The organism is Nissabacter sp. SGAir0207, assembly GCF_005491205.1.
In the GTDB taxonomy this organism is placed as follows: domain Bacteria; phylum Pseudomonadota; class Gammaproteobacteria; order Enterobacterales; family Enterobacteriaceae; genus Chimaeribacter.
In genome coordinates, this window is sequence record NZ_CP028035.1 from 959,182 (window position 1) to 971,139 (window position 11,958).

Genomic DNA, 11,958 nt, shown 5'->3' on the forward strand with positions numbered 1-11,958 from the left:
GCGGTTACTCCGCCGCATGGCCGACGGCGGGCAGGCGCTCGCCATCCAGCCAGGCGGCGTCATCGCGCATCACCAGCCGCCCGCTGACGAACCACTCGGCCACCAGCGGGTAGATCTGGTGCTCCTGCACCTGCACGCGCGCCTGAAGATCCTCCTCGCTGTCGCCGTCAAACACCGGCACCTTGGCCTGGAGGATCACCGGGCCGCCATCCAGCTCTTCGGTGACGAAGTGCACCGACGCGCCGTGATCGGCATCGCCGTTCGCCAGCGCCTGACGGTGGGTGTGCAGGCCGGGGTATTTCGGCAGCAGGGAGGGGTGGATGTTCAGCATCCGCCCGGCGTAGTGGCGGACAAAGCCCGCGCTCAGGATGCGCATGTAGCCCGCCAGCACCACCAGATCGGGCGCGTAGGCGTCAATGCTGTCGGCCAGCGCGGCGTCGAACGCCTCGCGGCCAGCAAAATCGCGCGCATCCAGCGCATGGGCCGGAATGCCCGCGTCACGCGCGCGCGCCAGCCCATAGGCGTCGGCACGGTTGCTGAACACGGCGGCGACGGTGGCGTGGAGACGTCCCTGTTTGCAGGCCTCCATCATGGCCTGCAAATTGCTGCCATTGCCGGAAACCAGCACCACAATCCGCTTCATCAGCCGATCACCACCTGCTCAGCCGCGTCAGAGGCCTGAATGCGGCCAATCTTCCACGCCTGCTCGCCGGAGGCGTTCAGCAGTTCCACCGCCTGATCCGCCAGCTCGGCGGGCAGGGCGATCACCATGCCGACGCCGCAGTTGAAGGTGCGGTACATCTCGTGGCGGCTCACGTTGCCCGCCTGTTGCAGCCAGCTGAACACCGCCGGCCACTGCCAGCTCGCCTCGTCAATCACCGCCTGGGTATTGGCTGGCAGCACGCGCGGGATGTTCTCCCAGAAGCCGCCGCCGGTCAGGTGGGCGATGGCGTGCACCTCCAGCTGCTCAATCAGGCTCAGCACCGATTTGACATAGATCTTGGTCGGGGCCAGCAGGTGATCGGCCAGCGATTTGCCGTCCAGCTGCTCGGTGGCGGCGTCGGTGTTGCTCACTTCGAGGATCTTGCGTACCAGCGAGTAGCCGTTGGAGTGCGGGCCGCTGGCGGCCAGTGCGATCAGCGCGTCGCCATCCTGCACCTTGCTGCCGTCGATGATCTCGGACTTCTCCACCACGCCGACGCAGAACCCGGCCACGTCATAATCTTCGCCGTGGTACATGCCCGGCATCTCGGCGGTCTCGCCGCCCACCAGCGCGCAGCCGGCCTGTTTGCACCCTTCGGCGATGCCGGTGATCACGCTGGCCGCGGTATCCACGTCCAGTTTGCCGGTCGCATAGTAGTCGAGGAAGAACAGCGGTTCCGCCCCTTGCACCACCAGGTCATTGACGCACATGGCCACCAAATCGATGCCGATGGTGTCATGGCGTTTCAGATCCATTGCCAGACGCAGCTTGGTGCCGACGCCGTCGGTCCCGGATACCAGTACCGGTTCACGATATTTTTGCGGCAGCGCGCACAGGGCACCGAAACCGCCCAACCCACCCATCACTTCCGGGCGGCGGGTCTGTTTCACTACACCTTTAATGCGGTCTACCAATGCGTTACCTGCATCGATATCCACACCTGCGTCTTTATAGCTGAGAGAGGTTTTGTCGGTCACTGCTGAATCCCCACGGCGGTTTGCAATTGGTGGTTAAAATGGAGCGGCGCAATTCTAACAGCCCAGGCAAACGTTTGCGAGTAGCTTATGAAGGGGAAATCGCTTTTGCCTTCTATACTACTTATCAAAATCTGTTGATCTCGATCAGGAGATTAGCGCTGGCGCGACCAAAAAAAGGCGTTATAATCTCGCGATTTTTTTGGCCGCCAACCATCGTAGGGGAGAATAATTATGAAGATCGTTGAGGTAAAACACCCGCTGGTCAAACATAAGCTGGGCTTAATGCGCGAGAACGACATCAGCACCAAGCGTTTTCGTGAGCTGGCTTCTGAAGTGGGGAGTTTACTGACCTATGAAGCGACCGCCGATCTGGAGACCGAGAAGGTCACCATCAATGGCTGGTGCGGGCCGGTTGAAGTTGACCAGATTAAAGGCAAGAAGATTACTGTTGTCCCGATCCTGCGTGCCGGTTTGGGCATGATGGAGGGCGTGCTGGAGCACGTGCCGAGCGCGCGCATCAGCGTGGTTGGCGTCTACCGCGACGAAGAGACCCTGGAGCCGGTGCCGTACTTCCAGAAGCTGGTTTCCAACATCGAAGAGCGCATGGCGCTGGTGGTAGACCCGATGCTGGCGACCGGTGGCTCGATGATTGCCACCATCGACCTGCTGAAGAAAGCCGGCTGCACCAGCATCAAGGTGCTGGTACTGGTGGCCGCGCCGGAAGGGATTGCCGCGCTGGAGAAAGCGCACCCGGATGTGGAACTGTTCACCGCCTCCATCGACCAGCGTCTGAATGAGAAAGGCTACATTGTCCCAGGCCTGGGCGATGCGGGCGACAAAATATTTGGTACCAAGTAACGCTGTTAAGCCGACTGAGAAGTCGGCTTTTTTTTGATTTTTTTACCACACTGTCAATAAGTCCTTCCTGGAGAGAGAAACCATGACCCGTCGCGCCATCGGGGTGAGTGAGCGTCCACCACTACTGCAAACGATTCCGTTGAGTTTCCAGCACCTGTTTGCCATGTTTGGCGCCACAGTGCTGGTGCCGATCCTGTTCAAGATCAACCCGGCCACCGTGCTGCTGTTCAACGGCATCGGCACGCTGCTCTATCTGTTTGTCTGCAAGGGCAAGATCCCGGCCTACCTCGGCTCCAGCTTCGCCTTCATCTCGCCAGTGCTGCTGCTGTTGCCGCTCGGCTATGAGACGGCGCTCGGCGGCTTCATCCTCTGCGGCGCGCTGTTCTGCGTGGTGGCGCTGATTGTGAAGAAGGCTGGCATCGGCTGGATCAACGTGATGTTCCCGCCAGCGGCGATGGGCGCGATTGTCGCGGTCATCGGCCTGGAGCTGGCGGGTGTGGCGGCCGGCATGGCCGGGCTGCTGCCGGCAGATGGCGCGGCGGTGGACGGCAAAACCGTCACCATCTCGCTGGTGACGCTGGCGGTGACGGTGCTGGGTTCGGTGCTGTTCCGCGGCTTCCTCGCCATCATCCCGATCCTGATCGGTGTGCTGGTGGGCTATGCGCTCGCCTTCTTTATGGGCGTGGTGGATGTCACCCCGATCGGGCAGGCGCACTGGTTCGCGCTGCCGACCTTCTACACCCCGCGCTTTGAGTGGGTGGCGATGCTGACCATCCTGCCCGCCGCGCTAGTGGTGATCGCCGAGCACGTCGGCCACCTGGTGGTGACCGCCAATATCGTGCAGAAAGACCTGCTGCGCGAGCCGGGGCTGCACCGCTCCATGTTCGCCAACGGCCTCTCCACCATGATCTCCGGTTTCTTCGGCTCGACGCCCAACACCACCTACGGCGAGAACATCGGCGTAATGGCGATCACTAAGGTCTACAGCACTTGGGTAATTGGCGGCGCGGCGATTCTGGCAATCCTGCTCTCCTGCGTCGGCAAGCTGGCGGCGGCGATTCAGGCGGTGCCGGTGCCGGTAATGGGCGGGGTGTCGCTGCTGCTCTACGGCGTGATTGGTGCCTCCGGCATCCGCGTGCTGATTGAGTCCAAGGTGGACTACAACCGCGCGCAGAACCTGATTCTGACCTCGGTGATCCTGATCATCGGTGTCAGCGGCGCGAAAGTGCACATCGGCGCGGCCGAACTGAAGGGCATGGCGCTGGCGACCATCGTCGGCATCTTCCTCAGCTTGCTGTTCCGCGTGATTGAGCTGTTCCGTGGCGAGGAGCAGGTGCTGGCGCCGCAAGACGCCGACAAACCGGCGGAGCCGCGCCACTAGGCCCGCCGCCGCCCCGGCCACATTGTGCGGCCGCCGGTTCTACTGGCGGCCGTTTGTGTGGTAGACTCGCCGGGTTTTACTGCCAGTTTTTGGTTGAGGTGCTTCTGAACACACCGGCACAGCTTTCATTGCCACTCTATCTTCCGGATGATGAGACATTCGCCAGTTTTTATCCGGGGGAGAACCCCTCCCTGCTCGCTGCCATCCACAATGCACTGAATCAGGAACATGGGACCTACATCTACTTCTGGTCCCGCGTCGGCGGCGGCCGCAGCCACCTGCTGCACGCGGCCTGTGCCGAGCTATCCCAGCGTGGTGAAGCCGTCGGCTATGTGCCGCTCGACAAGCGCGCCTATTTCGTCCCGGAAGTGCTGGATGGCATGGAGCAGCTGGCGCTGGTCTGCATCGACAATATCGAGTGCATCGCCGGTGATGAGGCGTGGGAGATGGCGATTTTTAACCTCTACAACCGCATTCTGGAGAGTGGCCGCACCCGGTTGTTCATCAGCGGTGACCGCCCGCCGCGCCAGCTCAGCCTGCAACTGCCCGATCTGGCCTCGCGCCTCGATTGGGGGCAGATCTACAAGCTGTTGCCGCTGTCGGATGAGGAGAAGTTGCAGGCATTGCAGTTGCGCGCCAAGTTGCGTGCCTTTGAACTGCCGGAAGACGTGGGCCGCTTCCTGCTGAAGCGGCTCGATCGCGAGATGCGCACCCTGTTCATGACGCTCGACCAGCTCGACCGCGCCTCCATCACCGCCCAGCGCAAGCTCACCATTCCCTTCGTCAAAGAGATCCTTAATCTGTAGCCGGGCGCGGCGTCACAGGATCTCCAGTACCCGCTCCGGCGGCCGACCAATGCGCGCCTTGCCGTTTGCCACCACAATCGGACGCTCAATCAGCCGCGGGTGATCGGCCATCGCCTGAATCAACGCCTCCTCGCTGCTCTCCTCCGCCAGCTTCAGCTTCTGATAGATCTCCTCGCCCTGACGCATCATGTCGCGTGCCGAGGAGAGGCCCAGTTGGTGCACCAGCGTTTGCAGCGTGTCAAAGGAGGGCGGGGTCTCCAGATAGAAGATGATGTCAGGCTTGACGCCCTGCTGCTCCAACAGGGCCAGTGCCTCGCGGCTCTTGCTGCAATTCGGGTTATGGTAGATCGAGACGGTTTGCATAATAGGCTTCCTGAAAAGTGGGTAAACCGGCACGCCGGGCGTGCCGTAAGGTTAGCTACGTTGGTATTGGCTAAAGCGTTTTTGCATCTGCCGGAACTGGTCAATGCGCGCGTCGTAGCGCGCCTGATCCAGGCTGCCGAGCCGGGACTGGGCGCTGGCATTGCTCAGCAGCTCAATCGCCTGATCGATCTTGCCATTCAACGCCAATCCTTCCGCGCGGGCGGATAGCTCCTGCGCGCGCAGGTTCTGCTTCGCGGCGGCCTGCGCCATCAGCTCCCAGCCATTCGGATCGTCCGGGTAACTGTAAGTATAGCGGTTGAGAATGCGCAGCGCGTCGGACGGCCGACCGGCCTCCAGCTCCGCGTTGGCCAGGTTGAGTTGCAGCACCGGGTTCTTGTTGGCGGCGTTGGCCTTCTCCAGCCGGGCGATGGCCTGCGGCGCGCGGCTCTGGCCGAGATCGACGTCAGTAAAGAGATCGAGATACCAGACGTTACCGGGGTCTTGCGCCAGCAGTGACTCCAGCAGGCGCGCGGCGTCGGCATATTTTTTCGCCTGATAGAACAGGATGGCGCGGCCATAGCGCGCCGCCGTCTGCTCGCGCACGTTGCCGCGCTCCAGCGGCCCCAGCACATCCTCACTCAGCCGCCCCTCCTCACTGCCATACATGCCCAGCACACGCATCTTCGCCAGCAGGAAGTCCAGCGAGGAGCGCACCACCACGCGTGGCATCTGGTTGGCGCGGTTGCGGGTGTCCGCCAGTCGGCTATCCGGCAGCGGGTGGGTCAGCAGCATCTCCGGCGGGGCGGAGGAGGTGCGCGACTGGTCTGCCAGCTTCTGCAAGAAGGTCGGCATCGCTTCCGGGTCAAAGCCCGCGCGCTGCAACACCTGAATGCCGATGCGATCCGCCTCCTGCTCATTGGCCTGCGTAAAGCTGATCATCCCCTGCTGCGCGCCAGCCAGCGTGCCGGTCAGCGCCGCCATGCCCGCCTGCGGGCTGGCCATCGCCAGCAGGATGGAGCCGAGCGCGCCGACCCAGGTCAGCGGGGCGTTGCGCTGCTGATCCTCCATCGCCCGCGCCAGGTGGCGCTGGGTGACGTGGGAGATTTCGTGCGCCAGCACCGAGGCCAGTTCGCTCTCATTGTCGGTGTAGTTGAACAGCCCGGAGTGCAGCACCACGTTGCCGCCAAAGAAGGCGAAGGCGTTGATCTCCTGGTTGTTGACCAGAAAAAAGTGGAACGGCGTCTTGACCGAATAGGCCTGCGCCACCAGCCGGTTGCCCAGCTGGTTGATATACTGAACCAGAACCGGATCGTTGATCAGCGGGGTGCTGGCGCGCAGTTGGCGCACGTAGAAATCCCCCATCTGCATCTCCTGGCCGATGCTGAGGGTGCCGCCAGCGGTGGTGCCGATGTCCGGCAGTTGGTCAGTGGTGAAATCCGCCGCGGCGGGCAGGGCGGCCGAGAGTGACAGGGTGCCGACCAGCAATGCGATAACAGAGTGTCGAAATGATAAAGCCATGACGCTATCCCTTGTAATATCCTGATGTTAGCGGAGAGGGCGCGTGTGGCGTCTCTCTGGCAGTCGATGACGCAAAATGGCAAAGCGTGCCGGTGCTCCTTGGGGTGTCACCCGGCCCTCCATAGACTCCTGACGGGGTAACAGGTTCCTGTGCGGCGTCATTTTTCCTATCTTAGCCAGCCTGCGGGGGTAATGGAACGCCCACCGGCGGGCAGGGGTTGTTTTCTCTGGAGTCATGCATGTTTGAGTTGTTATTGCAGTGGTATCGCCGCCGTTTCACCGATCCGCAGGCCATCGCCTTGCTGGTGATTTTGCTGGTGGGCTTCTGCATCCTCTATTTTTTCAACGACATCCTGGCGCCGCTGCTGGTGGCGATTGTGCTCGCCTACCTGCTGGAGTGGCCCACCGCCCGGCTGCAGCGCCTCGGCTGCTCGCGCGGCTGGGCGGCGGGCATCGTGCTGACGCTGTTCGCTGGCGTGGTGCTGCTCGGGCTGCTGGTGGTCGCGCCGCTCACCTGGCAGCAGGGCGTCAAACTGGTGACCGACCTGCCAGCGATGGTCAACCACTTCTACAGCTACGCCCAGAGCCTGCCACGGCGCTACCCGGCGCTGGTGGACGCTGGCATCCTCGATATGATGGCGCAGGATGTGCGCACCCGGCTGACGGTGCTCGGCGGGTCGGTGGTCAGCTTCTCGCTGGCGTCGCTGGTCGGGCTGCTAACGCTCTCCATCTATTTGGTGCTGGTGCCGCTGATGCTCTTCTTCCTGCTGAAGGATAAGGAGCAGATGCTGGGGGCGGTGCGGCGGGTGCTGCCGCGCAACCGTGGGCTGGCCGGGCAGGTGTGGCAGGAGATGAACCAGCAGATCACCAACTATATCCGTGGCAAGGTGCTGGAGATGGTGGTGGTCGGCGTCGCCACCTATCTGGTGTTTCTGGTGCTCGGGCTGCAATACTCGCTGTTATTGGCGGTACTGGTGGGCTTTTCGGTGCTGATCCCTTATATCGGCGCGGTGATCGCCACCCTGCCGGTGGTGGGCGTGGCGCTGTTCCAGTGGGGATTGGGGGCGGACTTCTGGACGCTGATGATTGCCTATCTGGTGGTGCAGGGGCTGGATGGCAACCTGCTGGTGCCGCTGCTCTTCTCCGGCGCGGTGAACCTGCACCCGCTGGTGATCATCCTGTCAGTGATTGTGTTTGGCGGGCTGTGGGGCTTTTGGGGGGTATTTTTTGCCATCCCGCTGGCGACGCTGGTAAAGGCAGTGGCGCATGCCTGGCCAGAGACGCCGCCGGCCCCGGAAGCGTAGTGCCGCCAATAAAAAAAGCGCCGGGCGCGCTTTTTTTATGGCAGTGGCAATCAGACGCTGGAGTTCAGGTAATCCATCACGATGTCGTGGTGGTTACTGGTCTTGAACTCGTCGAACACCTTCTCCACCTTACCTGCGGCGTCAATCAGGAAGCTGATGCGGTGGATGCCATCATAGGTCTTGCCCATGAAGCTCTTCTCGCCCCAGACGCCAAATTGCTGCGCCACCTGGTGGTCTTCGTCAGAGAGCAGCGTGAAGTTCAGCAGCTCCTTCTCGGCAAAGCGCGACAGCTTCTCTGGCTTGTCGGTGCTGATGCCAAGCACGTCCACACCGGCTTTTTTCAGGTCGTCCATGTTGTCACGCAGGCCGCAGGCCTGCACGGTGCAACCGGGCGTCATTGCTTTCGGATAGAAATAGACCAGGACTTTGTGTCCCTGGAAGTCGGACAGATTGACCAATTCGCCGTCCTGATCGGGCAAGCTAAATTGCGGCGCTGTATCACCGGCTTTCAGTGGGCTCATCACTACTCTCCATCTTTCTCATCATGAGGGGGATAGTTCACGACGCTAATAGTGCCTTGCGCATTCAATTCTGTACATAGCTGGTAAAAAGCCTGTTCAATAATTAATGAATCGGTATCGGCAGGGCTGTGCGCGGTGATCTGGATCGACAGCTGGGGTGGCCGCTCGCCCTCGGCGGGCTGGGTTTTGGAGGCCAGTTCAGCGATGTTCATCTGATGTGAGTCAAAGAGATCGGTAAAGCGTTCAATAATGTGCGGTGAATCCTTCACTTCCACCTTCACCCAGACCGTCGAGGGCATTGCCGGGCGGCCGTGGGAGTGGGTGCGTTTCATCACGATCAAAAGCTCCAGCTCCGCGCCCTTCAGCGGCAGCGTTGACTCAATCAGGGCGATGGCGTTCCAGCTACCGGAGAGCAGCATGATAAAGGTAAACTCCTCACCCAGCATGGCAAGCCGGCTGTCTTCAATATTACAGCCACAGCTGCTGACGTGGCGGGTAATGGTGTTGACGATACCGGGGCGATCGGCGCCCAGCGCGGTTATCACCAGATAGTGTTGATGTGACTGCGGCAAAATCACTCTTCCTGTCCTGCTTCGTGGGGTTAACATGGTAAACATAAAAAAAACCGCCTGCCAAGCGCTTACAACCAGGTTGTTTGCTTGCTTTTGGTCAAGGGTCAAACGTACCATGAGTCACCTGTTTGTGGAGGGGATGGCCAATGTTTACCGGAAGTATTGTTGCACTGGTTACGCCGATGGACGACAAAGGTGCTGTCGATCGCGCGAGCCTTAAAAAACTGATTGATTATCATGTCGCCAGCGGTACTTCGGCGATTGTGTCCGTGGGCACCACGGGCGAATCCGCCACCCTGAGTCACGATGAGCACGGTGATGTGGTGATGCAGACCCTGGAGCTGGCCGATGGCCGCATCCCGGTGATCGCCGGTACCGGCGCCAACGCCACGGCTGAAGCCATCTCGCTGACCCGGCGCTTCGAGCAGAGCGGCGTGGTGGGCTGTTTGACCGTCACCCCCTATTACAATAAGCCGACGCAGGAGGGGCTGTTCCAGCACTTCCGCGCGATCGCGGAAAACACCGCGCTGCCGCAGATCCTGTACAACGTCCCCTCCCGCACCGGCTGCGATATGCTGCCTGCGACCGTGGCGCGGCTGGCCAAATTGAAGAATATTGTCGCAATCAAAGAGGCGACAGGGAACTTAAGCCGCGTTAGCCAGATCCAAGAGCTGGTAAATGATGATGCCTTTGTGTTGCTGAGCGGCGATGACGCCAGCGGCCTGGACTTCATGCAACTGGGTGGCAAGGGCGTGATTTCGGTCACGGCCAACGTGGCGGCCCGCGAGATGGCGCAACTCTGCGCATTCGCGCTGGAGGGCGACTTCGTGCAAGCCCGCCGTCTTAATCAGCGCTTGATGCCGTTGCATCAGGATTTATTTGTTGAAGCTAACCCCATTCCGGTGAAGTGGGCCTGTAAGGCGTTGGGGCTGATGGCAAACGACACCCTGCGCCTGCCGATGACGCCGTTGAGCGACGCGGCCCGCCCGGTGGTGGAGCAGGCGCTAAAACGCGCCGGTTTGCTGTAATTCTTAGGGAGATTTAATGGTTCATTCATTGCATAAGTCGCGTGTCGCGAAAGTTGTGGGCGTGTCCCTCGTTTTGCTGCTTGCGGCCTGTTCCAGCGACCAGCGTTACAAGCGCCAGGTCAGCGGCAACGAGGCTTATCTTGATGCCCCGGCGCTGAAAGAGCTGCAAGCGCCCGCGGGTATGATCCTGCCGTTGCAGGATGGTACCTATGACGTGCCAGCCGTGACCCTCAAGGGCGGCGTCGGCAAGCAGCTGGATGTGCGCCCGCCGGTGCAGCCGCTGCCGTTGCTGAACGGCTCGCGCTCCCAGGTGAGCGGTGACAGTGGCACCATCCTGCTGGAGAACAGCCCGCAGAACCAGAACCTGTGGTCGGATGTGGTGCGCGTGGTGCAGCAGAACAATTACGGCATCGCCAGCCGCGACGACGGCAGCAAGACGCTGACCACCGACTGGGTGCAGTGGAACCGCGCGGATGAGGACTACCAGTACAAGGGCCGCTACCAGATCACCGTCGCGCCGCAGGGCTACCAGCTGGCGCTGAGCGTGCGGACGCTGGAGCTGCAACAGCAGGACAAGGCCATCACCTCCCCGTCTGACATCCAGCGCTATAACGGCGAGATGCTCAACGTGCTGGTGGCTGGCATCGACAAGATCAACGCTGATCTGGCGAGCAGCCGCGCTGGCCGCGACACCAGCAGCTTCAACGTCACCAGTGGCAGTGATGACACCGGCCTGCCGGTGCTGATTATCCGTGCACCGTACGCCCAGGTGTGGGATCGCCTGCCGCGCACGCTGGCGCGTGTCGGCATGAATGTCACCGACAGCAGCCGCCCGCAGGGTACGCTCTCGGTCACCTACAAAGCCAGCGACAGCGACTGGGATGCACTGGGTGCCAAGGAGCCGGTCGAGGTGAAGAACGGCGACTACAAAGTGCAGCTGGGTGATCTCGACAACCGCAGCAGCCTGCAGTTCATTGATTCGAAAGGGCACCCGCTGACGCAGTCGCAAAACGACGCGCTGGTGGCGGTGTTCCAGGCAGCCTTTAACCAGGTGCCGGCGAAATAACCAAAGGGGCTTCGGCCCCTTTTTTATTGGTGCCGCGGTGGGTCGGCACCCGCAGATTTTTGTTGCCGCAACGGCGACGCAAACGTTACCCTCTCTCTTGAAGAGTCAAATCACTGGAGTAAGTTAAGATGCAAAAGTTAGCTGAGCTGTATCGCGGAAAGGCGAAAACTGTCTACACCACTGAAAACCCTGACCTGCTGGTGCTGGAATTCCGCAATGATACGTCAGCGCTCGATGGTGAACGTATTGAACAGTTCGACCGCAAGGGCATGGTGAACAACAAGTTCAACCACTTCATCATGACCAAGCTGGAAGAGGCGGGCATCCCGACCCAGATGGAGCGCCTGCTCTCGGACAACGAGGCGCTGGTGAAGAAGCTGGAGATGGTGCCGGTCGAGTGCGTGATCCGCAACCGCGCGGCCGGTTCGCTGGTGAAGCGTCTGGGCGTGGAAGAGGGTCTGGTGCTGAACCCGCCGCTGTTTGACCTGTTCCTGAAGAACGATGCGATGCACGACCCGATGGTCAACGAGTCCTACTGCAAAACCTTCGGCTGGGTGAATGAAGAGAACCTGGCGCGCATGAAAGAGTTGAGCTACCGCGCCAACGAGGTGTTGAGCAAGCTGTTCGACGACGCGGGCCTGATCCTGGTGGACTTCAAGCTGGAGTTCGGCCTGTTCAACGGTGAAGTGGTGCTGGGCGATGAGTTCTCGCCAGACGGCAGCCGCCTGTGGGACAAGGCCACCATGAACAAAATGGACAAAGACCGCTTCCGCCAGAGCCTGGGCGGCGTGATTGAAGCCTACGAGGAAGTTGCCACCCGCATCGGCGTATCGCTCGACTAACCGCGCAATCGATTACCCT

Annotated in this window: 13 protein-coding genes; 7 read left to right on the forward strand and 6 right to left on the reverse strand. The window is 61.2% G+C overall.

What is annotated here, in order from left to right; all coding sequences use genetic code 11:
* Nucleotides 1-4: 4 nt before the first annotated feature.
* Nucleotides 5-643: a phosphoribosylglycinamide formyltransferase gene (gene purN, locus C1N62_RS04205; protein ID WP_137762448.1), complete on the reverse strand. Its 639-nt coding sequence runs from the start codon at nt 641-643 to the stop codon at nt 5-7.
* Nucleotides 643-1,680, reverse strand: a complete 1,038-nt coding sequence (gene purM, locus C1N62_RS04210; RefSeq protein WP_137762449.1) for a phosphoribosylformylglycinamidine cyclo-ligase — start codon at nt 1,678-1,680, stop codon at nt 643-645. Before purM ends, purN begins: the two co-directional genes overlap by 1 nt.
* A 231-nt stretch (nt 1,681-1,911) precedes the next feature.
* On the opposite strand from purM, the gene upp reads away from it, so the two are divergent.
* From upp to hda, 3 genes are all read left to right on the forward strand, one after another.
* A complete protein-coding gene (upp, locus tag C1N62_RS04215; RefSeq protein ID WP_137762450.1) occupies nt 1,912-2,538 on the forward strand; it encodes a uracil phosphoribosyltransferase in 627 nt (208 codons plus the stop codon).
* A gap of 82 nt (nt 2,539-2,620) precedes the next feature.
* Nucleotides 2,621-3,919, forward strand: coding sequence for a uracil permease (uraA, locus tag C1N62_RS04220; RefSeq protein ID WP_137762451.1), 1,299 nt, complete (start codon nt 2,621-2,623; stop codon nt 3,917-3,919).
* A gap of 98 nt (nt 3,920-4,017) precedes the next feature.
* Complete coding sequence (gene hda, locus C1N62_RS04225; RefSeq protein WP_137762452.1) at nt 4,018-4,725, forward strand: DnaA inactivator Hda; 708 nt, start codon at nt 4,018-4,020, stop codon at nt 4,723-4,725.
* Between the two features lie 12 nt (nt 4,726-4,737).
* On the opposite strand, the gene arsC is transcribed toward hda, so the two are convergent.
* A complete protein-coding gene (arsC, locus tag C1N62_RS04230) occupies nt 4,738-5,088 on the reverse strand; it encodes an arsenate reductase (glutaredoxin) (RefSeq protein WP_137762453.1) in 351 nt (116 codons plus the stop codon).
* 51 nt (nt 5,089-5,139) lie between these two features.
* On the reverse strand, nt 5,140-6,606 hold the full coding sequence (locus C1N62_RS04235) for a M48 family metallopeptidase (RefSeq protein ID WP_137762454.1): 1,467 nt from the start codon (nt 6,604-6,606) through the stop codon (nt 5,140-5,142).
* A gap of 239 nt (nt 6,607-6,845) precedes the next feature.
* Between C1N62_RS04235 and C1N62_RS04240 the strand changes: the two genes are divergently transcribed.
* Nucleotides 6,846-7,910, forward strand: a complete 1,065-nt coding sequence (locus C1N62_RS04240) for an AI-2E family transporter (protein ID WP_137762455.1) — start codon at nt 6,846-6,848, stop codon at nt 7,908-7,910.
* Nucleotides 7,911-7,960: 50 nt separating this feature from the next.
* Here the strand turns inward: C1N62_RS04240 and bcp are convergent, their stop codons facing one another.
* Both bcp and C1N62_RS04250 read right to left on the reverse strand, forming a co-directional pair.
* A complete protein-coding gene (bcp, locus tag C1N62_RS04245; RefSeq protein WP_137762456.1) occupies nt 7,961-8,431 on the reverse strand; it encodes a thioredoxin-dependent thiol peroxidase in 471 nt (156 codons plus the stop codon).
* 2 nt (nt 8,432-8,433) lie between these two features.
* Nucleotides 8,434-9,003 carry a glycine cleavage system transcriptional repressor gene (locus tag C1N62_RS04250; protein ID WP_137762457.1) on the reverse strand — a complete coding sequence of 190 codons (570 nt, stop codon included), beginning with the start codon at nt 9,001-9,003 and terminating at the stop codon, nt 8,434-8,436.
* A 146-nt stretch (nt 9,004-9,149) separates the two neighbouring features.
* Between C1N62_RS04250 and dapA the strand changes: the two genes are divergently transcribed.
* The 3 genes from dapA (at nt 9,150) to purC (ending at nt 11,939) form a co-directional block, all read left to right on the forward strand.
* Nucleotides 9,150-10,031, forward strand: a complete 882-nt coding sequence (gene dapA / locus C1N62_RS04255) for a 4-hydroxy-tetrahydrodipicolinate synthase (RefSeq protein ID WP_137762458.1) — start codon at nt 9,150-9,152, stop codon at nt 10,029-10,031.
* Nucleotides 10,032-10,047: 16 nt separating this feature from the next.
* Nucleotides 10,048-11,097 (forward strand): outer membrane protein assembly factor BamC, encoded by a 1,050-nt coding sequence (gene bamC, locus C1N62_RS04260; protein WP_137762459.1) that lies wholly within the window; start codon nt 10,048-10,050, stop codon nt 11,095-11,097.
* A gap of 128 nt (nt 11,098-11,225) precedes the next feature.
* Entirely contained in the window at nt 11,226-11,939 is a 714-nt protein-coding gene (gene purC / locus C1N62_RS04265; RefSeq protein ID WP_137762460.1) for a phosphoribosylaminoimidazolesuccinocarboxamide synthase, read from the forward strand.
* Nucleotides 11,940-11,958 lie beyond the last annotated feature (19 nt).